Genomic DNA, 20,858 nt, shown 5'->3' with positions numbered 1-20,858 from the left:
CCTCCTTTTTTCATTCTGCGGCGCCGCGCCCTTCCAGTTCACGCACGGCGGTTTCCAGCGCATCCAGCTTCTCGCGGGTCTTCAGCAACACGGCGCGCTGCACTTCGAACTCCTCGCGGGTGACCAGGTCCAGCTTGGCCAGGCCGGCCTGCAGCGCGCTCTTGAAGGTGGCCTGCAGTTCCTCGCGCGATTCGCGCAGGCCCGGCGGCACCAGGTCGCTGAGGCGACGGGCGAGGTCATCGATTTGATTCAGGTCGATCATGGGGTGCTCCGTGGGGGTGGGCCCGTGCATCCGGCGCGGGCAGGCCATTCGGGCACAAGGATACTGCCGGCACCCATCGCCCGGACAGGCGGCGGCGGCTTCGCACGGGCCGCGTTCAGGCGCTATCCTCCACGCCGGAAGACAGGAGATAGACGATGAAGATGGTCATGGCGGTGATCAAGCCGTTCAAGCTCGACGACGTGCGCGAAGCGCTGGCCGAGCGTGGGGTCACCGGGATCACGGTGACGGAAGTGAAGGGCTTTGGTCGCCAGAAGGGCCATACCGAGCTGTACCGTGGCGCGGAGTATGTGGTTGATTTCCTGCCGAAGGTGAAGCTGGAAGTGGCGGTGACCGATGACCAGGTGGAGGCGGTGGTTGAGGCCATCGTGAAGGCCGCCGGCACCGGCAAGATTGGTGACGGCAAGGTGTTCGTGTACGACCTGGGCAGCGTGGTGCGTATTCGTACCGGTGAGCTGGACGCGGACGCGTTGTAACCCGGTTTCTGTAGAGTCGAGCCATGCTCGACTGCATTTCGCGCGATGCAGGAAGAGCAGTCGAGCATGGCTCGACTCTACAAGGAGCGGTAAAGCGGTCGAGCAAGCTCGACCCCTACCGGCGCTTCGCCCACTTGTAGAACCGCTTCCAGCCCTGCCGCACGGCGGCCACCCAACCCGGGTCGGCCACCAGCGCGGCCTGCGCAGCATTCGGCGCCTGGCCGGTTACGCGCTGGCGGATCTTCAGCAGGTTCTTCATGTCGCTGCGGCGCATCTGGCGGCTCAGCGGGTTGCGGCGCAGCCAACGCGGGGCCCGCCAGGCCGAGGTGAAGTCCAGCAGCACCGGCACGCCGCCACTGACCACCACATTTGTGCCATGCAGGTCGTTATGGGTAATGCCGGCGGCGTGCAAACGGCTGAGCGCGTGCTGCAGCTGCTCGAACACTTCATTGCCCACGGCCTGCGCAGTGCTCAGGGTCTGGCCGGGAATGAACTCCATGCCCAGCGCCAGGCCACCGAGGGTGCCGAGCAGCGCGGGGGCATGCTTCCAGCCGCCGAGGCGCTGCAGCATGCGGGCTTCACGTCGCACCATCAGCCGCGCGATCAGTGAAACGGGAGTGCCGCGGTAGCGGGAATAGTCCTTGATGACCGCCTCGCGCCCGTCCAGGCAGGTGCGGTAGACGTCGGGGGCCAGGAAGCGTTCGCCGCGCTTGAGCAGCAGCGGGGTGGCGGCGTCATCGCCGCAGGAGGAGGGGGGAGAGCAGGAAGATACATGTCGGGGTCTCGGACGACCCGGTGGGTGGCGCAAAGCGTCAAGCGAACCGGTGTTACAGGGAGTTACTAAGTTTTCGTTAATTTTAGTACTCGCCAGTTCGCTATTCCACGATTTGTCGGAGAAATGTCGGGGTCGTGGCTGGAACAGTTCGTCGCGCTCAATCGGACAATTCTGTCTCACTTTGCCGTCGGTTCTTTCAGAATCAATAGGTTGCGTTTCGCTCTGCTTCGTTCATCCGCGGCCCGCTGAACGTCACGCACGTCCAGCTTGACCCCGACGCACGGCCTACCGACCATAAGCTGTTAATTCGCGACATCGGCGGCCGCCCCTTCCTGGCACGTCCCCGTCCCCTGCCGCGGTCCCCACCGGTGCTGGCCGTCCGGCCGTGCATCGCCCTGTTTCCCGTTCCGGCTGCGGCTGGAGGAAAGTGCTTTGATCATCAAAATCGTCATCGCAGCGCTGTTCGTCGCCTGCGTGCTGTACATCCACTTCCGTGGCAAGGTCCGCGCGCGCTGGTCGCGCCAGCTGCTGGACCATTCCAGCTTCATGGCCCCCATCAACGTGGTCATGTACATGTTCTCGAAAGTGCCGACCACGCCGTTCCTGGACCCGGCCAAGGAATTCCCGCAGCTGGAGCCGCTGCGCCAGAACTGGCAGATGATCCGCGACGAGGCACTGGCGCTGCGCGATGCGCAGGCGATCGCCGCGTCCAGCACGTTCAACGACGCCGGCTTCAATTCGTTCTTCCGCCGTGGCTGGAAGCGCTTCTACCTGAAGTGGTACGGCCCGTCGCACCCGTCGGCGAAGGCAATGTGCCCCAAGACCACGGCGCTGCTGGAGTCGCTGCCGGATGTGCGCGCGGCGATGTTCGCGCAGCTGCCGTCGGGCAGTGAACTGCGCCCGCACCGCGACCCGTTCGCCGGTTCGCTGCGCCTGCACCTGGGCCTGGCCACGCCCAACAACGACGGCTGCTACATCGAAGTGGACGGCATCAAGAAGAGCTGGCGCGACGGTGAGTGGATGATGTTCGACGAGACCTACATCCACCATGCGCACAACGAGACGCCCGATGATCGCGTGATCCTGTTCTGCGACATCGCCCGCCCGCTGCACTTCGGCCTGCCAGGCCTGTTCAACCGCGCGGTGGCGGCCACGCTGCTGGCCGGTGGTGCCTCGCCGAACCTGCCGGGTGACCCGACCGGTGGCGTCAACAAGGCCTTTGGCAGCGTCTACAAGGTGCGCCTGAAGGCCAAGGCACTGCGCGAGCGCAGCGTGGTGGCTTACCAGGTCATCAAGTGGGGCCTGGTGGTGGCGGTGATCGCCGGTATCTGGGCGCTTTGAATTGTAGAGTCGAGCCATGCTCGACTGCATTTCGGTCAGATCGCGGTAGCCCTGCAGAAGAGCAGTCGAGCATGGCTCGACTCTACAGAAAGCAAAAAACCCGCGCTGTTGCCAGCGCGGGTTTTTTGTTGGATCAACCCTTCAGCGCCGCCTGCACGAACGGCGGGGTCACCAGCACGCCGGTGTGCAGCGCGGCGGTGTAGTACAGGGTCTCGAAGGTCTTGGCGGCCGAGTCGGCCTGGCGGAAGTCGAAGCTGCTTTCGCCCTTGCGCGCCAGGGTCACGCTCCACCAGCCGGTGGGGTAGCACGGCTGCGGGAACGGCAGGGTCTTGAACGAGCCGAAGCCGGCCTTGCCCATCTCGGTGCGCATTTCGTTGATCAGCTCCAGCTGCATCAGCGGCGATTCGGACTGCTGCACCAGGATGCCGTCGTCCTTCAGGGCCTTGAAGCAGCTTGCGTAGAAGGCCTTGTTGAACAGGCCTTCACCCGGGCCGACCGGATCGGTCGAGTCCACGATCACCACGTCCACGCTGCCAGCCGGGCAGTTGGCCATGTAGGCCACGCCGTCGTCGAACAGCAGCTCGGCGCGCGCGTCGTCGTTGGAGTCGCACAGTTCCGGGAAGTGCTTGCGCGCCATCACCGTGACCTGCTCGTCGATATCACACTGGGTCACGCTCTCCACGCCCTTGTGCTTGAGCACTTCGCGCAGGGTGCCGCAGTCGCCACCGCCGATGATCACAACGCGCTTGGGCGCGGCGTGGGTGAACAGCACCGGGTGGCTGATCATCTCGTGGTAGAAGAAGTTGTCCTTGCTGGTCAGCATGATGGCCCCGTCGATGGTCATCAGGTTGCCCCAGTCGGTGGTCTGGAAGATCTCGATCTTCTGGAACGGCGACTGCACCTCGTCCAGCTTGCCGGTGATGCGGTAGCCGATGGCCGAGCCCGTGCGCTCGAAGTGTTCGATGTACCAGTTGTTGCTGTCAGTCATTGGAAAACAGTCCTGTTCGGAGGGGTGAAGCCGGGCTGGCGGGCGGGGCCGCGTGGCACAGATGCCACATCCGGACGGATCGGCCCGTTCAGGTTTGAACCTGCCACGGGCGCGGGCGCGCATGATAACGAACCTGTGGGCATATAGGCGTTATCATGCCCCCCCCTTTTATTGCCAACAAGGCCGACTGCAATGACCGATTGGTCCCTCGACCAAGCCCGCAAGACCTACTCGATCCCGCATTGGGCGGACGGTTACTTCGACGTGGATCAGGCCGGGCACATGGTGGTGAGACCGACCGGGGCAGACGGCCCGGTGGTGTCGCTGCCCAAGGTGGTGGACGCTGCGCGCGCAGCTGGCGCCAAGCTGCCGCTGCTGGTGCGCTTCCCGGACATCCTCGGCCAGCGCCTGGGCAAGCTGCAGGCGGCCTTCGGTCAGGCCCAGCAGGACTGGGAGTACAGCGGTGGCTACACCGCCGTGTACCCGATCAAGGTCAACCAGACCCGTGGCGTGGCCGGCACCCTGGCCAGCCACCACGGCGAAGGCTTCGGCCTGGAGGCGGGCAGCAAGCCCGAGCTGATGGCGGTGCTGGCGCTGTCGCGCCCGGGTGGCCTGATCGTCTGCAACGGCTACAAGGACCGCGAGTACATCCGCCTGGCCCTGATCGGCCGCAAGCTGGGCCTGCAGACCTTCATCGTCATCGAGAAGCCGTCCGAGCTGAAGCTGGTGCTGGAAGAGTCCAAGGCGCTGGACGTGAAGCCGGGTCTGGGCGTGCGCATGCGCCTGGCCTCGCTGGGCGCCGGCAAGTGGCAGAACAGCGGTGGCGACAAGGCCAAGTTCGGCCTGTCGCCGCGCCAGCTGCTGGACCTGTGGAAGTCGCTGCGTGACACCGAGTACGCCGACTGCCTGAACCTGCTTCACTTCCACATGGGCTCGCAGATTTCCAACGTGCGCGACATCGCCAACGGCATGCGCGAAGCCACCCGCTACTTCGTGGAGCTGTCGCGCCTTGGCGCGAAGATCACCCACGTCGATGTGGGCGGCGGCCTGGGCGTGGACTATGAAGGCACGCGCTCGCGCAGCTTCTGCTCGATCAACTACGGCCTGCATTCCTACGCCAGCAACATCGTGCAGCCGCTGGCCAATGCCTGCGAAGAATTCGGCCTGACCCCGCCGCGCATCGTCACCGAGTGCGGCCGCGCGATGACCGCGCACCACGCGGTGCTGATCGCCAACGTCTCGGAAGTGGAAGAGGCGCAGGAAGGCCGCGTACCGGACCAGCACGACGACGAGCCGGCAGCGATCCGCCACCTGCGCGAGATCCACGACGAGCTGGACGTGCGCCCGGCGGTGGAACTGTTCCAGGAAGCGCAGCATTTCCACGCCGAAGGCCTGGCCAGCTACGCGCTGGGCCAGATCGACCTGCCGCAGCGTGCGCGCATCGACGATCTGTTCTACGCCATCGCCCATGGCGTGCGTGCGCGCCTGAGCTATGACGAGAAGAGCCATCGCCCGGTGCTGGATGAATTGAACGAGCGCCTGGTCGACAAGTACTTCGTCAACTTCAGCGTGTTCGAATCGATCCCGGACGTGTGGGCGATCGACCAGGTGTTCCCGATCGTGCCGATCGAGCGCCTGGACGAAACCCCGGACCGTCGCGGCATCATCGCCGACATGACCTGCGACTCGGACGGCATGGTGGAAACCTATGTCGAGAACGAGAGCCTGGACAGCTCGCTGCCGCTGCACAAGATGAAACCGGGCGAGAGCTACCGCATCGGCTTCTTCATGGTCGGCGCCTACCAGGAAATCCTGGGCGACATCCACAACCTGTTCGGCGATACCGACGCGGTGGAAGTGCTGGCCGATGCCGATGGCTACGCCATCACCCAGCAGCGCCGTGGTGATACTACCGACGTGATGCTGGATTACGTGGGTTACCGCCTGGACGAGCTGCGTGCGACCTATGCGCAGCGCGTGGCCGAGGCGCAGCTGTCGCCGGAACGTGCGCAGGAGCTGTCGGAGGCGCTGGAAGCCGGCCTGACCGGTTACACCTACCTGTCCGACGAACCGCTGGTCTGAGGTCAACGGGAACGCCGGGCATGGCCCGGCGCTACCGGCCCCGATGAGCGCGCGCGCGATCTTCCACCTGTTCCTGCATGCCGCCGTGCCAGCCCTGCTGGCATGGCTGTTCTGGCGCAAGCGCTTCGCCTCGGCGTGGCTGCTGATGCTGCTGGGCTGGATCATCGATCTGGACCACCTGCTGGCCGATCCGATCTATGCACCGAACCGCTGCAGCATCGGTTTCCATCCTTTGCACACCGCACCCGCGATTGCCGTGTATGCAGGCCTGTGCGTGCCGAAGAGAACGCGGTTGTTCGGTATCGGTTTGATCATCCACATCGTGCTGGACGCGATTGATTGCTGGTGGATGCATCACCGTTGATGCTGGGTGGATGCCGACCTTGGTCGGCGCCTGCCCGGTGCACGGCGATCGGTCGGATTGGCGCTTGGTAGAGCCGGCCGCTGGCCGGCTTCCGCAGGGCGTTCCCGGTGATCACGTGGTTGCCGGCCAGCGGCCGGCACTACCCGCCGTCAGGTTGGCCGCCTCACGCTACCGGCAACCACAACGTGGCCCGCAATCCCGGCTGCGCATTCTCCAGTGCCAACCGCCCGCCATAACTGGCAGCGATATCACCCACAATCGCCAGGCCCAGCCCACTGCTGCCCTCGCGCTCATCCAGGCGCACGCCACGCTGGGTGACCTGTTCCAGCGCGTCTGCGGCCAGCCCGGGGCCGTCGTCGCGTACCTCAATGCGCAACTGCCCTTCGATGGTGTCTGCAGTGACGTCCACCTGTTGCTTCGCCCACTTGCCGGCGTTGTCCAGCAGATTGCCCAGCATCTCCTCCAGGTCCGCACTGGCACCGGCGAACTGCAGTGCCGGATCGATACCAGCCGCCGTGAACGTGATGCCACGTTCGCCATGCACGCGTGCCATCAGCCGGCACATCGCCTGTGCGACTGCCGCCACGTCGGTGCGCTGGCGATGGTCGGCGGCCAACCCTGCGGCCAGGTAACGGTCGACGCTGGCCTGCATACGCGCACTCTGCTCGCGTACGGTGGCGCGCCAGTCCGCGCCGTCGCCGTCGGCCTCAGTGGCCAGCACGCTCAGCGGGGTTTTCAGCGCATGCGCCAGATCCTGTGCACTGGTGCGCGCGCGCGCGACCATGCGTTGCTGATGCTCCAGCAGCGCGTTGAGCTCCTCGCCCAGCGGTGCGACCTCCGCACCCAGCCCCTGTGTATCGATGCGCTGCGCGTCGCCGCGCCGCACCCGTTCCAGCTGTGCACCGAGGCGATGCAATGGACGCAATCCGAAGTGCACCTGGCTGGCCAGCACCGCCAGCCACGCCGCGACCAACACACCCAGCGCGATGGCAGTACGCTGGCGGAACGCGGCAACGTCTGCATCCAGCGCGCTGCGATCGGTGGCAACCACGGCCACGAACGGTTCGTTGGCGCGTGGCAGGCGCACCTGCTGCACGCGTGCGCGCAGGGATTGCTGCAGCGGCCCACTCAGATTGCGCGTGGCCGGCCCGCTGGCTGTGACGGGCAGGGTTTCATCCCACAGCGAGCGCGACTGCAGCAGCACACGGCCATCGGCACCGGCGATCTGCCAGTAAGCACCTGAGAACACGCGCTGGAAGCGTGCGTCATTCGGTTCCTGGCGCAGGCGCAGCTGTCCGTCCGCATCCACTTCGGCCTGCGCCAGCAGGGTCAGCATGTCCTGCTGCAGTTCATGGTCGAAGCGATCGCGCGCGCTGCGCTTGAACAGCTCGCCCAGCAGTGCACTGGCCAGCAGCGAGACCAGCAGCAGGCCGACACCGCCAGCCAGCAGCAGGCGCCGTCGCAGCGAGGGTTGCCGGTTCATGGCGCGGCCAGCCGCCAGCCCTGGCCGCGCACGGTCTGGATCAGGTCGATGCCGAGCTTGCGGCGCACCCGCCCGAGCAGCACGTCCAGTGCGTTGGAGTCCGGGTCATGGCCGCAGTCGAACATCTGTTCGCCCAGGCGGTCGCGGCCGATCACCTGGCCGCTGTGGTGGATGAAGTAACTGAGCAGGCGGAACTCCTGCGGGCTCAGCGACAGCGCCTGCCCATCCAGTTCAAAGCGGCCGGCGTTGACGTCCAGCTGCAGCGGGCCGCAGTGCAGGCGCGGGCTGGCGTGGCCGTGGCTGCGACGGATCAGTGCGCGCAGGCGCAGCACCAGTTCGTCGGCCTGGAATGGCTTGGTGAGATAGTCATCGGCACCGGCATCGAACCCAGCCAGCTTGTCGTGCCAGCGCCCGCGTGCGGTCAGCACCAGCACCGGAAAGCTGCGGCCGTTGCCGCGCCAGCGCTCGATCACGCTCAGTCCGTCCAGCCCGGGCAGGCCCAGGTCGACGATGGCGGCCTGCAGATCTTCGATCTGGCCGATCTCCTCGGCCTGGCGGCCGTCGGCGACCACGTGCACCACGTAGCCGGCCTGCTCCAGCAGGGGCACCAGGCGCTGTGCCAGCGCGGCATCGTCTTCGGCCAACAGGATGCGCATCAGTCGTCGAGCTCCGTCTTCAGCAGCTTTCCGCTGCGCGCATCATAGTCCAGCTCCACTACCACGCCGTCGCCGCGCAGGATCTCCACTTCGTAGACGCCATCGTCCAGCTCCACTTCCAGCAGCTGGCCCGGAAAGCGCTTGAGCGCATCGCGCACCACGCTTTCCAGCGGCACGTAGCGGCCCTGCTGCACGGCGCGGCGCGCGACCTGCTGCGCCGGGTCCTGTGCCGGTGCGGCGGCGGTCGGGGCGCTGGCCAGGGCCAGCAGCAGGGGCAGGGTGGAGAGCATCGGGGCGCAGGGAGGGCTGTAGGAACAGGCGCGAGTGTGGAGGGGGTGACTAACAGCTGGCTAACAGTGCCGGCTAAGGAGCTGTTAACCACGGGGGGCATTGTGGCGCTGCCGGGATGGTCCGGCCACGAACACGAACAGGAGAACCCCCATGTTGAAGTCGCTCACCCTCGCCACTGTTGCTCTGCTGGCCATCGCACCGGCCGCACAGGCTGCACCGCTGGGCATGGCCCAGGTCGAACAGACCCTGCGCAAGGCCGGCTACACCCAGATCCACGAGATCGAACGCGATGATGGTCTGTGGGAGGCTGACGTGAGCCGCGCCGATGGCCGCTTCAGCGAGGTCTACGTTGACCCCAAGACCGGCGAGATCTTCGACGAGCACAGCGGCCGCGCGCTGTTGACCACCGAGCAGGTGCTGGCACGGGCACAGGCGCATGGCCTGCGCGAGATCCATTCGCTGGAACGCGATGGTGCGACCTGGTCGCTGGAAGCCCGCAATGCCCGCAACCAGAAAGTGGAGGTGCGCCTGAGCGGCTATGACGGCCGCATCCTGCACAGCGAGCGCGATGGCTGGCTGGATTGATTCGCGTGCCGGTAGGTGCCGGCCGCTGGCCGGCACACGGGGAGAAAGCGTGTCGACCAAGGTCGACACCTACCGGACACGTGCAGCGGTAGCGGCCGACCTTGGTCGGCCCAGGCCCGACGCGGCGCTTACCAGCCAAACGGCGGCGGGTAATCCCAGTAGCCCGGGCCGCGGCCGTAGTAGCCGCCGTACGGGCCGTAGAAGCCCGGGCCCTTGCCTTCGCTCACGTGGATGTTGACGTTGACCCCGTGGGTCTTGCCCTCATCGGTGGTGTAGTTCTTGCTCAGGTTCAGCGTGGCGGCGTTGTAGTGGCTGTTGCCACCGTTCTTGGAATAGCCGATGCCGGTGGTGAAGCTGCCGGACACTTTGACCTTGTCGTCGGTGACGTCGGCTATCTTCGCGTCGTCGTGCACGCGCGGGCCGCTCTTGTCACCGTAGTACGTGCCCGGCGGGTCCTGCTGCAGGGCCGGGTCGTTGAGGTAGCGCATCGGCGCCTGCGGCAGCGTCAGGTCCAGGCCGGCGGCCTGCGGCGCGGTGGCGCCAGCGGCGGACTGGGCCAGCACGGTTCCCGGCAGGGCCAGGCACAGCAGCAGGGTCAGGGGGCGGATCATGACGGCGCTCCAGCGGACAGGTGGCCACGCAACACGCGGCGGTACAGGCCGACGCTAGCAGGGGTTGCTTGAATGATGCCTGTCGGCGCCGGATTGGGGTAGAGCCAGGCCATGCCTGGCTGCAGGTCACAGCCGCCCGAACCCGAACAGCCCTTCCAGCGCATGCCTGCGCCGCTCGATCCGGGCCCGCAGCAGCTGGGCGCCGATCATCGAATAAGTGATGCCGTTGCCGCCGTAGGCCATGGCGAAATGCACCCGTGGCCCCCACTGATCGTGCGGGCCGAAGAAAGGCAGGCCGTCGGCGGTTTCGGCGAAGGTGCCGGCCCAGGAGAAGGCGGGCACCGGATCCAGCCGCGGGAACCAGTGCTGGAGCTGTTTCATCAGCTTGTCGGCCTTGCGCTCTACGCGCCTGTCGCGGCGGGCGGGGATGTCGATGGCGTCGTCCAGCCCGCCCACCAGCAGGCGGCGGTCGCCGGTGGCGCGCAGGTAGAGGTACGGGCGTGCGCTCTCCCACACCATCGTGTTGCGCAGCCGGCCCAGCACGTCCGCATCGATCGGGTCGGTGATGAAGGCATAGCTGCTGCGGTTGCGTGCGACGCGCTGATGCAGCCAGCGTTGGTTGGCATAGCCCATTGCCAGCACCACGTGGCGGGCGTGGATCGTGGCGCCGTCCTCGGTGAGGGCGGTTACCCCGCGCGCGCTGGGCGTGAGCGTGTGCAGTACCGTACGGTCATGCACATTGCCGCCGCGCCGGCGCACGCGTTGCAGCAGCGCATAGGTCAGGCGATAGGGATCGACCCGCGCCGCCTGGCGCGTGAGCAGGGCACCGCCGGCGTCCACGTCGAAGCGCTTCCGCAGTGCCTCCGGGCCCAGCCAGCGGGCATCCAGGCCGATTCCGCGCCGTGCCTCACCTTCGGCCATCAGGCGCGGCACGTCGCGATGGCGGCTGGCCAGGTACAGGCTGTCCATGCGCTGGAAATCAACGTCTTTCAGGCCGCGAGCCACGTCGCCCAGGGCCGGAATCGCCTCGGCACACGCCCGATAGGCAAGCGCGGCGGCGTCCTGACCATGGCGCTGCGCCAGTTCCAGCAGATGGGTATCGATCTCGTACTGCAGCAACGCGGTGCTGGCAGCGGTGCTGCCCCAGCCGATGTCGCGCTGTTCGATCACTGCAACCTCGTGGCCGTGATGGGACAGCTCGTCTGCGATCAGCGCACCGGTGATGCCGCCGCCGACCACCAGCACGTCACAGCGCAGGTCCTGCTGCAGCGCAGGAAAGGCGTGGATCAGGCCGTTGCGTACCGCCCACCACGGGTAGCCACTCTTCAGGTCCATGCGTGGCGTCACTCAGGCCGTGGGCTGGCCGGTATGCGGGGTCTGGATCAGTTCGGACAGATCGAAGCCCTGCAGGCGGGCGGCCGCCAGATAATGGTCCTGCACGGTAGCGTCCAGCTGCGGTTCGCGGGCCAGCAGCCACAGGTACTTGCGGTCCGGGCTGCCGACCAGTGCCACGCTGTAGTCCGGCGCGACCTGGATCACCCAGTAGTCGCCCTTGGCGAACGGCAGCCAGCGCAGGCCCTTGGGCAGGAAGCTCACCTCCAGGCGCGCGCTGTCGTTGTCGACGGCGCAGGCCTCGCCGGTGGCTTCCTCGACCTCGCCGTCCATACGGCAGCGGTTGGTGACGCCGACGTTGCCGTTGTCGAGCAGGGTGTAGTGCGCCGACACGTCGGTGCAGCCTTCCGGTTCATGGCGCATCGGCAGGCGTGCGATCTCGTACCAGGTGCCCAGGTAGCGGGGCAGCTTGAGGTCGGCAACGGTCTTCAGCGGCGGGTACTCGGTCATCGGCGGTCGTGGCAGGGGTGGGCCTCCACGATGCCGATGGCCTTGCCACGGGCGGGTGAAGCCGGGGCGATGGCCGTGTCCAGAACGTTCCGTCGCCCCGGCGGAGCGCCCGTTGTCACCGGCGTGGCGGTATCCTGCTGCCAGCGCCGTGTTTTCCTGATCCAACCGAGGTGGAGGTGCCGATGTACCAGGTGATCCTGTTGAAGAGTGAATCCGCGTTCGCACGCGAACAGTGGCCGCAGGTCGATGACCTGGTCGACTACGAAGGCGTGGCCTACAGCCTGCGTGCCGGCCCGCGCCAACCGCTGCCGACCGACCACGACTGGCACCCGGTGGCGGTGTATGCGCCCGATGAAATCACCGAGGAAGAGTTCCAGGACTGGTACGCGCTGCAGCAGCCCACGGTGGAAGAGCTGCGCCTGAAGTACTGATGCTCGACGCTGCCGGGGCCACCCATCCGCCCTTGACCGGCTCTGCCGTATAGTCGCGCGCAGGCGCGGTGGTCCGCGCGAACCGGTGTGGCTGGCTTGTCTTCTTTCCTGCGATCAATCCGTGCACGGGGCCCCTGGTGGGTCCTGATGCTGTGCACTGCCCTCCTGCTGTCCGCGCCGGTGCTGGCACAGGATGATGCGCCCACGCCGAAGCAGCAGCTGGCAGATATCGATGCGAAGCTGAAGGAGGTCGACCGCAAGCGTGGTGATGCGGCTGCCATCGAGACGCTGGCGATGCTGTCCGAGAATGCCTCGCAGGTACGGCGTGACGCCGAGGCGCTGGAAAAGGAGCTGCAGCCACAGCTCGTCCGCCTCGACGAACAACTGGCGCAGCTGGGCACGCCTGCCGAGGGCACCACCGAGCCGCCTGAACTGGCGGCACAACGGCGCACCATCAACAAGCAGCGCGACGGCCTGGCCGCGTCCTTAGCGCAGGCCAAGACCAGTGCCGTGCGTGCCCAGCAGCTGGCAGCCGACATCGACCAGCAGCGCACTGCACAACGCGCCGAAGACATGGGGAAGAAGGTCGCCTCGCCGTTGTCTCCAGCACTGTGGAGCAAGGTGGCCGAACGCCTGCCGATCGATATCGCACGCGTCGCGCCGTTGGCCGAGCAGGGGCGCGATACGTTTGTCGCTGGCGTCCGGGCCAATGGCTGGGGCACGCCGTTGCTGGGCCTGGTGGCCGCGCTGGTGATGATGTTCCCGCTGCGGCTGTGGCTGCGCAGGCTGGGGCGGCGCTTTGCGGAGTCCGAGCGCGCGCCGGACGGTCGCCTGCGCCGTTCCGGCCTGGCCATGTGGCTGCTGCTGGTGGGGACACTGCTGCCCGGCTATGCCGTGGTTGTACTGATGGCAGCGCTTGATGCGATCGATGCCATCGCGCCGCGCCTGCAGGTGGTGGCCGATGGGTTGGAAACCGCGACCTTCCGCGCCGCCTTCATCGCTGCACTCAGCGCCTGCATGCTGGTTCCCAAGCGTCCGTCGTGGCGGTTGCTGAATCTGGATGACACCGCCGCACTCAAACTGCGCAAGTACGCGTGGTGCGCGGCGGCGCTGGCTTGGCTGAGCACGGTGCTGGTCGCCCTCGATCAGGCCACACGTACCAGCGACGTCACCACGGTGGCGCTGGACGGCCTGATTGCGCTGACCTACCTCGGCCTGATCATGGCCATGCTGGTGACCCTGGCGCGCCTGCATCGGCGGCAGACCGCCGAGGCCGAAGCCAAGCTGGAGGCGCAGGCCGATGGCGTGGGCGCGGCCACACCGGTGCGCCGCAGCAGCTGGCTGGTATTGGCACGCGTGGCGGGCAACGTCGCGGTGGTGGCCGCCATCGTCGCGACATTGATGGGCTACCTGAACTTCGCCAAATTCGTGAACCAGCAGCTGATCGGCGGCAGCATCGTGGTGCTGGCGGCGACGCTGCTGTTCAAGTTCGTCGATGACTTGAGCACGTGGATGCTCAACGCCGACAGCAAGGTGGGTCAGACCATCCTGCTCAGTACCGGCCTGAGCGTGTCGCGGCTGGAGCAGGCCGGCGTGCTGCTCTCTGCAGCCCTGCGCACCATCGTCGTGCTGATCACATTGCTGGCGCTGGTGGCACCGTTTGGCAACATCGGCGCGGTGGTGGAACGCTTCTCTTCGCTGCTCACCACGGGCATTCCGTTGGGTGGAACCACCCTGAAGCCGATGCAGATTGTGCTGGCGGTTGTGGTGCTGCTGGCCGGCCTGGCGATCACCCAGCTGGTGCAGCGCTGGCTGACCGATACCTACCTGCCCAAGACCGAACTGGACCTGGGGGCGCGCAACTCGGTCAGTACCGTCGCCCGCTACGTCGGCATCATCCTCGCCGTGATCTGGGCGTTGACGGCGATGGGGCTGGAGCTGACCAAGCTGGCGCTGCTCGTCAGTGCGTTGTCAGTGGGTATTGGTTTCGGCTTGCAGGTGATCACCCAGAACTTCGTCTCCGGCCTGATCCTGCTGGCCGAGCGTCCGGTGAAGATCGGCGACTGGGTGAAGCTGGGCGACCAGGAAGGCGACATCCGCCGCATCAGCCTGCGCTCGACCGAGATCCAGGTGGGCGACAAGTCGACGCTGATCGTGCCCAACTCCGAGCTGGTCACCAAGACCGTGCGCAACATGACGATGGGCAACAACCAGGGCCGCATCCAGATCCAGTTCGCGGTGCCGCCCAGCACCGATGTCGGCAGCCTGCGTCAGGCGCTGCTGGATGCGTACACCGCACACACCAACGTGCTGAAGCAGCCGGCGCCGACGGTCTACATCGACAGCATTGCCGGTGGCCAGATCACCATCAACAGCTTCGCGTACGTGGCCAGCCCGCGGCAGGTGTATGCCACCCGCAGCGATCTGTACTTCAGCCTGCTGCACATCCTGGCGGAGCGGAACATCCCGCTGTCGACCCCGACCGACATCCACATCACCCGCGATCCACAGGAGTAGAGGGTCTGCAGGGCTGCGCCCTGCACCCGCTGAATCAACGTCAACCGCAAGAGCAACAGCAACAGCATGCATTCCGTGGTTTGGCGGGGCGGTGTCGGAGTGCGGGGACGCCGTAAATCCGTCCATGGAGGCTTGGCAGCCGCATCCATGCGGCTGACACCCCGCACTCCGACACCGCCCCACCTCTGACAGATTCCTGCGGCCGTCGGTAGGTGTCGACCTTGGTCGACACTTCTGTCAGATATCGAAATCAATCTGGGGTCAGATCCGTTTTCCTCCGGAAAACGGATCTGACCCCATCGGCATGTCCAACAGACCGCAGCAAACTGTCGAAGGCGGGGTGGGCCCGGTTGCGGGGGCGTGAGCCGCATGGACGCGGCGACCGAGCTTACATGGAAGTACTTGCAGCGTCCCCCGCAACCGGACCCACCCCGCCAAACCACGGAATGCACGCTGTTGCCGTTGCTGTTGCTTCGGCTTTTGCTTCGGCAGGTGCAGGGCGCAGCCCTGCAAAGAACCCTATCCTCGTGGTCGGCTGCGCGAGGGCACCAGTGCGAACGTATCCACCGCCAGCTTCTCCGCATGGTTCAACCACGCGCGGATCTCCAGATCATCCACTTCGTGATCCAGCCCGAACGACACGTTGATCTTGCCGTTGGCATCGGGCTGCACCCACTGCTGCGCCAGTACCACCTTGCGCTGCGAGGACACCGCCTCGATCCAGAAGCCGCGATCCGGGCGCGTGCTCGCCACCAGCTGCAGCATGTACTGGCCGGCACGGGTACGGCGGCCCTTCTGGGTGATCATGTGTGCCTGGCGCACGCTCGGGCGCGGGCCCTGGAATGCGTCCAGTGGTGCATCCACCGCGATGCCCCCGCGCAGGTCGTTGTCGCGGTACAGCTTGATGCCGTTGTCGCGGTTGACCAGCAGGGCGCACCAGTCACCGTCGGCCGAGCCATCCTCGAATGCGGTGCACCGGTCGACGTAGGCCAGGGTGTTGTCCGGGTTGGCATCGTCGAACTGGCGTGAGGTGTTTTCCAGATACACCGACTTCAACCCCCAGTCCTTGTCGTACTCCAGCAACACCGGTGGCTGCACGTGCTGCAGGCCCACCACCACCTGGTCGTCGCCATCGATCTTCAGCTCGCGGGTCGGTTCGCCCAGCCACAGCGAACGGGCGAAGGCGAGGTACTGCGGGTAATCGCGGCCGCCATCGCGCTGGGTGGCCACGCTGGCGCTGGGCGCGCGCTGGGTAGCGATCAGTGAACGGCCGAAGCCCATCGTCTTCAGGTTCGGGTCCAGCAGGCTGAGCAGGGTCGCACCCGAATCCAGCGTGGTGCCGGCGTCGGCGCTGAGCTGCTGCGGGGCAATGTCATCACCCAGGAACAGCAGCAGGTTCTCGCGCTTCTGCTGGGTCAGAATGTGGGTCAGATCGTTGGGCATCGCCAGGTGGTCGGAGGCGATCACGATCAGCGTGTCCTTGCCGTACGGGCTGGCCTGGATGCGTTGCACCAGCTGCGAAATCAGCCGGTCGCTGCACTTGAGCGCGTTGAGCATGTTGATGTTGCCGTACTGGCTCTGGTAGCGCTCGCCCTTGCACGACACCGGCAGATGACCGGCCGGGTGGTGGGTGTCCATGGTCAACGTGGTCAGCATGAACGGCGAACCGGCGCGCGAGAGCTGCTCGAAGCGCTGGTAGGCGGTATCCAGCAGCACGTCATCGTGCACGCCCCAGGCCGAGTAGTGGATGCGGCCGATCTTCTTCTGCTGCTTGAACCACGCCAGGTCATGCACTTCATCGAAACCGTGGCTGGCCAGGAACTGGCCCTTGCCGGCGAACTGGCCGTTGGCGCCACCCAGGTAATGGTTGGTATAGCCCTGCTGCTTCAGGTAGTCGCCCAGGCACACGGCCTTGGGCAGGAAGCTGCCCATGCGGTCCATGCTGTTCTCATCGCCCTGCGAAGTGGTCAGCGGCACGCCGCACATCGACGAGACCAGGCCGGCGATGGTCCAGCCGCTGCCCTCGGCCGAGGCAAGGCCGCGCACGTCCAGCGACTCGGACGCCAGGCGGTTGAGGTTGGGCATCAGGCCCGGAAACACGGCCTCGTCCAGGTAGGTGCGTTCCAGGCTCTCGCCGTAGATCCAGACGATGTTGCGCGGACGCTGCAGCGGCTGCGTCGGCACCTGGTATTCGGGGGCGATGCGGGCGAAGTCGACCGGACGCAGCTGCTGGTAGAGGCGTTGGCCGTCGCGGGCCAGCGGGCTGATCATGATCGTGGCCACCCATACGGCCGCGAAACCGGCGAACAATGCGCCACCATGGCCGGGCCGGCGCCAGCGCTTCACCCGCGTGGCGAACAGCGGTAGCAGCGAGACCAGCGCCAGCACGATGAAGCCGGCGATATAGCCCTTGAAGTCGGAGACACCGGCGCCTTCCATGTCGGCGCCCAGGTGGTACAGGGTGGCGGCATTGAGCCCATCACCGGACAGCTTGTCGATCAGCCACCACGCGCTGAGCATGAGCAGCAGCAGCGAGAATGCACCAGCCTTCCACCACACCCACTTGTCGGACGCGAGGAACAACCAGCACAGCAGCAACAACGACAGCAGCAGTATCCAGAGCATAGGCAGCTTCGGCAGTGACGGGGTGGTGGTGATGGACGTCGTACCGACGCGTGTCCATCCGACCGACGCTGCCACAAGCACATGCACATGACAGGCCGATGACCCGATAGTGCATGCACGAACCTGACTGAAATGTTTGTTGAAATAACACGCGCGCAATCGCGCTAAGAAGGTAAAACGAGCGTGAAGGGCTTCGTTGGATTACATTAAAAACCGCATGAATACGGCGGTTTTCGCTGATGCACTAGCGATGACCACGTTCTTCGCGTGCCCGCGCACGACGGTCGAACAGCAATGCACTGGTCACGATGCCAAGGCCGAGTACCACGCCGATGAACAGCAGAATCAGCGCAATGAGCGGGTAGCCGAACAGGTGCCAGCCGGTGTCGATCTTCATCATCATCGCCGCAGCCATGATCAATGCGGCGCTGATGATGCCGGCAGCCACGCGGTTGGCGATCTTCTGCAGGTTCTCCATCAACCGCGATTCTTCCAGGCCGGTCACCTTCATCTGCAGGCGGTTCTCGGCCAGCAGCGCCATGATGTCCGACAGCTTGCGCGGCCCATCGCGCAGCAGCTGCTGCAGCTCCATCGCCTCGCTGGCGAGGTTGGCGGCAGACAGCGATTTCTTCAGACGCGCACGCATTACGTGCTGCAGCTGGCGCTCAACGATGCGGCGGGTTTCCAGCTCGGGTGCCAGCAGCCGGCACACGGTTTCCAGATTGAGCAGCGCCTTGCCCAGCAGGCTCAGTTCCGGTGGCGTGCGCAGGCCGCAGGCGGTGGCGATGCGCACCATGTCCAGCACCACGCGGCCTTCGGAGAAGCTACCGCTGGCGGCGTAGCGCGCGATCAGCTGTCCGGTCTCGCGCAGGTAACGCTCTTCGTCGAAGGCCTCCAGCCGCGTGCTGATGCTGATCAGGTCGTCGGCCACTTCTTCGCCACGACCATCGACCGCGGCGAACAGGATCTTCAGCAGGCGCTCGCGCAGACGCGGCGGCATGTGCGCGACCATGCCCAGGTCGAAGATCGCCAGCCGTCCATCTGGCATCACCCGCAGGTTGCCCGGGTGCGGGTCGGCATGGATCTCGCCATGCACGAAGATCTGGTCCAGGTAGCCGCGGATCAGCGCCGCCGCCAGAGGATCCATCGATTGCTCGGTGCGGCGCACATCGGGAATCGCATCCACGCGCACGCCGGTGGCCAGTTCCATGGTCAGCACGCGCTGGCTGCTGTAGTCCCACAGCGGCTGCGGAATCCACAGGCGGCGGAACGGCTTCAGGTGCCGGCCGAAACGGGCCAGGTTCTCGGCCTCGGCGTGGTAGTCCAGCTCCTGCATCAGGGTCTTGGCGAACTCGTTGAGCCAGTCGCGCAGGCGCACGCGACGGCCCACCTGGGTCAGGTGGTCGGCGGCCAGCGCGAAGCTGCGCAGTGCCTCCAGGTCCGAGCGCAGCTGCGCGGCGACCTCGGGTTTCTGCACCTTCACCGCCACCTGGCGGCCATCGTGCAGCACCGCGCGATGCACCTGCGCGATCGAGGCACAGCCCAATGGCTCGGGATCGAACGCGGCGAACAGCTTGTTCACCGGCGCGCCCAGCTCCTGTTCAACGATGGCATGGATGCGCTCGACCGGAATCTCGGCCACCTTTTCCTGCATGCGCTCCAGCGCCGTGGCGAACTCCACCGGCACCATGTCTGGGCGGGTGGACAGCATCTGGCCTAGTTTGACGAAGGTCGGTCCCAGCGCTTCCAGGTCGCTGACGAACTGTTCCGGGTTGCCATCGGCGGGGACGTCGGCCTGATTGCTGGCGGCATCCAGGTTCATGCCCGAGAACACGCCCGAATGGCGGTAGCGCATCAGCAGGCGCAGGATCTGGCTGCGCCGGTTCATGCCTTTGACCAGCGGGGGATTGCCATTGGCGGTGGGCGGATTGCTCAAGCGACACTCCCATGCGACGGATACAGGTAGTGCCGGCCGCTGGCCGGCAATGTCCGGATTACGCAGTGTCGCCGGGGGGCGGTAGGCACGCGGTGAATCCGACCGCTTCCGCAGCTGCCCCGGTATCGGTCAGAATCCGCTCATTCCCTCACTTGGACGCCCCATGGCCGGTGCCAGCCTGTTCGCCCTGCTCGACGATATCGCCTCCCTGCTGGACGACGTCTCGGTCCTGACCAAGGTTGCGGCGAAGAAGACCGCCGGTGTGCTCGGCGACGACCTGGCGCTGAACGCGCAGCAGGTCACCGGAGTCAACGCCAACCGCGAACTGCCGGTGGTGTGGGCGGTGGCCAAGGGCTCGCTGGTCAACAAGGTGATCCTGGTACCGGCGGCGCTGGCGATCAGTGCACTGGAGGCGTGGCTGCACAGCCGTGGCTGGAACGTGCCGCTGATCGTGCCATTGATGATGATCGGTGGTGCCTTCTTGTGCTTCGAGGGCGTGGAGAAGCTGGCGCACCGCTTCCTGCATTCGGCTGACGACGATGCCGAGCATCAGGCCGAGCGGCGCAAGGCGCTGGCCGATACCCAGGTGGACATGGTCGCGTGGGAGAAGGACAAGGTGAAGGGCGCGATCCGCACCGACTTCATCCTCTCGGCCGAGATCATCGTGTTGACCCTGGGCGTGGTCGCCACCGCGCCGTTCACCAACCAGGTGGTCACCCTGGCCGTGGTTGCACTGGCGATGACGGTCTTCGTCTATGGGCTGGTCGCGGGCATCGTGAAGCTTGATGACGTCGGCCTGTACCTGTCGCGCAAGGGCGGTGCCATTGCTGCCTTCGGTCGTGGCCTGGTGGCCTCGGCGCCGTGGCTGATGAAGTTCCTGTCGGTGGCCGGCACCATCGCCATGTTCCTGGTGGGTGGCGGCATCCTGGTGCACAACGTGCCGGCACTGCACCACGCGGTGCAGGCACTGGGTGGCGAAGGGCAGTGGGGCTGGCTGATCAGCGCTGCGGCCAACATGGTGGTGGGCATCATCGCCGGTGCCATCGTGCTGGCGGCGGTGACCGGGTTCCAGAAGCTGCGCGGGAAGTAAACGGCGGCCCATTGCCCGGTAGAGGCCGACCTTGGTCGGCGCTTTGTTTCCGCGTGTGCCAACCAAGGTTGGCACCTACCGAAGCGCTGTCCTTTGCATTGGTAGAGGCCGACCTTGGTCGGCGCTTTGTTTACGCGCGTGCCAACCAAGGTTGGCACCTACCGAAGCGCTGTCCTTGGCGTTGGTAGAGGCCGACCTTGGTCGGCGCTTTGTTCCGGCGTGAGCCAACCAAGGTTGGCACCTACCGAAGCGCTGTCCTTGGCGTTGGTAGAGGCCGACCTTGGTCGGCGCTTTGTTCCGGCGTGTGCCAACCAAGGTTGGCACCTACCGAAGCGCTGTCCCTTGCGTTGGTAGAGGCCGACCTTGGTCGGCGCTTTGCCCCGGCGTGTGCCAACCAAGGTTGCCACCTACCAAAGCGCTGTCCTTGGTGTTGGTAGAGGCCGACCTTGGTCGGCGCTTTGCTTCCGCGTGTGCCAACCAAGGTT

General features: G+C 66.1%; 18 protein-coding genes and 1 pseudogene. 8 read left to right on the top strand and 11 right to left on the bottom strand.

The window, feature by feature from the left end; genetic code table 11:
* Window positions 1-10: 10 nt before the first annotated feature.
* Window positions 11-262, bottom strand: coding sequence for a ubiquinone biosynthesis accessory factor UbiK (gene ubiK, locus ACZK4Z_RS21055; RefSeq protein WP_005411375.1), 252 nt, complete (start codon window positions 260-262; stop codon window positions 11-13).
* 155 nt (window positions 263-417) lie between these two features.
* On the opposite strand from ubiK, the gene ACZK4Z_RS21050 reads away from it, so the two are divergent.
* On the top strand, window positions 418-756 hold the full coding sequence (locus tag ACZK4Z_RS21050; RefSeq protein WP_005411374.1) for a P-II family nitrogen regulator: 339 nt from the start codon (window positions 418-420) through the stop codon (window positions 754-756).
* A 115-nt stretch (window positions 757-871) separates the two neighbouring features.
* Here ACZK4Z_RS21050 and ACZK4Z_RS21045 read toward each other — a convergent pair whose 3' ends face one another.
* Window positions 872-1,477 carry an RIO1 family regulatory kinase/ATPase domain-containing protein gene (locus ACZK4Z_RS21045; RefSeq protein ID WP_478451565.1) on the bottom strand — a complete coding sequence of 202 codons (606 nt, stop codon included), beginning with the start codon at window positions 1,475-1,477 and terminating at the stop codon, window positions 872-874.
* Between the two features lie 489 nt (window positions 1,478-1,966).
* On the opposite strand from ACZK4Z_RS21045, the gene ACZK4Z_RS21040 reads away from it, so the two are divergent.
* Window positions 1,967-2,872, top strand: coding sequence for an aspartyl/asparaginyl beta-hydroxylase domain-containing protein (locus ACZK4Z_RS21040; RefSeq protein WP_167796846.1), 906 nt, complete (start codon window positions 1,967-1,969; stop codon window positions 2,870-2,872).
* A gap of 133 nt (window positions 2,873-3,005) precedes the next feature.
* Here the strand turns inward: ACZK4Z_RS21040 and speE are convergent, their stop codons facing one another.
* A complete protein-coding gene (gene speE / locus ACZK4Z_RS21035) occupies window positions 3,006-3,860 on the bottom strand; it encodes a polyamine aminopropyltransferase (protein WP_253079715.1) in 855 nt (284 codons plus the stop codon).
* 192 nt (window positions 3,861-4,052) lie between these two features.
* Here speE and speA point away from each other — a divergent pair, with 192 nt between their 5' ends.
* Window positions 4,053-5,942: an arginine decarboxylase gene (gene speA / locus ACZK4Z_RS21030; protein WP_012512349.1), complete on the top strand. Its 1,890-nt coding sequence runs from the start codon at window positions 4,053-4,055 to the stop codon at window positions 5,940-5,942.
* 43 nt (window positions 5,943-5,985) lie between these two features.
* The gene (locus tag ACZK4Z_RS21025) at window positions 5,986-6,306 is read left to right on the top strand and encodes a DUF6122 family protein (protein WP_019661547.1); all 321 of its coding nucleotides are present in this window, start codon (window positions 5,986-5,988) and stop codon (window positions 6,304-6,306) included.
* 163 nt (window positions 6,307-6,469) lie between these two features.
* Here the strand turns inward: ACZK4Z_RS21025 and ACZK4Z_RS21020 are convergent, their stop codons facing one another.
* From ACZK4Z_RS21020 to ACZK4Z_RS21010, 3 genes are read right to left on the bottom strand one after another with little or no spacing between them, the layout of a single operon-like run.
* Complete coding sequence (locus tag ACZK4Z_RS21020; RefSeq protein WP_125894260.1) at window positions 6,470-7,789, bottom strand: sensor histidine kinase; 1,320 nt, start codon at window positions 7,787-7,789, stop codon at window positions 6,470-6,472.
* Window positions 7,786-8,445, bottom strand: coding sequence for a response regulator transcription factor (locus tag ACZK4Z_RS21015; protein WP_478451049.1), 660 nt, complete (start codon window positions 8,443-8,445; stop codon window positions 7,786-7,788). The genes ACZK4Z_RS21020 and ACZK4Z_RS21015 overlap by 4 nt, the downstream gene beginning before the upstream one ends.
* A complete protein-coding gene (locus ACZK4Z_RS21010) occupies window positions 8,445-8,735 on the bottom strand; it encodes a PepSY domain-containing protein (RefSeq protein ID WP_005411366.1) in 291 nt (96 codons plus the stop codon). Before ACZK4Z_RS21010 ends, ACZK4Z_RS21015 begins: the two co-directional genes overlap by 1 nt.
* A 151-nt stretch (window positions 8,736-8,886) precedes the next feature.
* Between ACZK4Z_RS21010 and ACZK4Z_RS21005 the strand changes: the two genes are divergently transcribed.
* The gene (locus ACZK4Z_RS21005) at window positions 8,887-9,321 is read left to right on the top strand and encodes a PepSY domain-containing protein (protein ID WP_125894255.1); all 435 of its coding nucleotides are present in this window, start codon (window positions 8,887-8,889) and stop codon (window positions 9,319-9,321) included.
* A gap of 128 nt (window positions 9,322-9,449) precedes the next feature.
* On the opposite strand, the gene ACZK4Z_RS21000 is transcribed toward ACZK4Z_RS21005, so the two are convergent.
* From ACZK4Z_RS21000 to ACZK4Z_RS20990, 3 genes are all read right to left on the bottom strand, one after another.
* On the bottom strand, window positions 9,450-9,932 hold the full coding sequence (locus ACZK4Z_RS21000; protein ID WP_049400799.1) for a hypothetical protein: 483 nt from the start codon (window positions 9,930-9,932) through the stop codon (window positions 9,450-9,452).
* Window positions 9,933-10,058: 126 nt separating this feature from the next.
* Window positions 10,059-11,267, bottom strand: coding sequence for an NAD(P)/FAD-dependent oxidoreductase (locus ACZK4Z_RS20995; RefSeq protein ID WP_125894253.1), 1,209 nt, complete (start codon window positions 11,265-11,267; stop codon window positions 10,059-10,061).
* 12 nt (window positions 11,268-11,279) lie between these two features.
* Entirely contained in the window at window positions 11,280-11,774 is a 495-nt protein-coding gene (locus tag ACZK4Z_RS20990) for a lipocalin family protein (protein ID WP_125894251.1), read from the bottom strand.
* Between the two features lie 182 nt (window positions 11,775-11,956).
* Here ACZK4Z_RS20990 and ACZK4Z_RS20985 point away from each other — a divergent pair, with 182 nt between their 5' ends.
* The gene (locus ACZK4Z_RS20985; protein ID WP_006399378.1) at window positions 11,957-12,205 is read left to right on the top strand and encodes a hypothetical protein; all 249 of its coding nucleotides are present in this window, start codon (window positions 11,957-11,959) and stop codon (window positions 12,203-12,205) included.
* Window positions 12,206-12,352: 147 nt separating this feature from the next.
* Window positions 12,353-14,722, top strand: a complete 2,370-nt coding sequence (locus tag ACZK4Z_RS20980; protein ID WP_125894249.1) for a DUF3772 domain-containing protein — start codon at window positions 12,353-12,355, stop codon at window positions 14,720-14,722.
* 519 nt (window positions 14,723-15,241) lie between these two features.
* Here the strand turns inward: ACZK4Z_RS20980 and ACZK4Z_RS20975 are convergent.
* Both ACZK4Z_RS20975 and ACZK4Z_RS20970 read right to left on the bottom strand, forming a co-directional pair.
* Complete coding sequence (locus ACZK4Z_RS20975; protein WP_125894247.1) at window positions 15,242-17,347, bottom strand: phosphoglycerol transferase I; 2,106 nt, start codon at window positions 17,345-17,347, stop codon at window positions 15,242-15,244.
* Window positions 17,348-17,591: 244 nt separating this feature from the next.
* Window positions 17,592-19,238 (bottom strand): annotated as a pseudogene (locus ACZK4Z_RS20970) (ABC1 kinase family protein); the annotation flags it as partial.
* A gap of 208 nt (window positions 19,239-19,446) precedes the next feature.
* Between ACZK4Z_RS20970 and ACZK4Z_RS20965 the strand changes: the two are divergent.
* Window positions 19,447-20,373: a DUF808 domain-containing protein gene (locus tag ACZK4Z_RS20965; RefSeq protein ID WP_032127139.1), complete on the top strand. Its 927-nt coding sequence runs from the start codon at window positions 19,447-19,449 to the stop codon at window positions 20,371-20,373.
* The last annotated feature ends 485 nt before the right edge of the window (window positions 20,374-20,858 follow it).

The sequence above is a fragment of the Stenotrophomonas sp. 71799_Sma genome, assembly GCF_056482505.1.
This window is presented reverse-complemented; position numbering and strand designations above follow the sequence as displayed.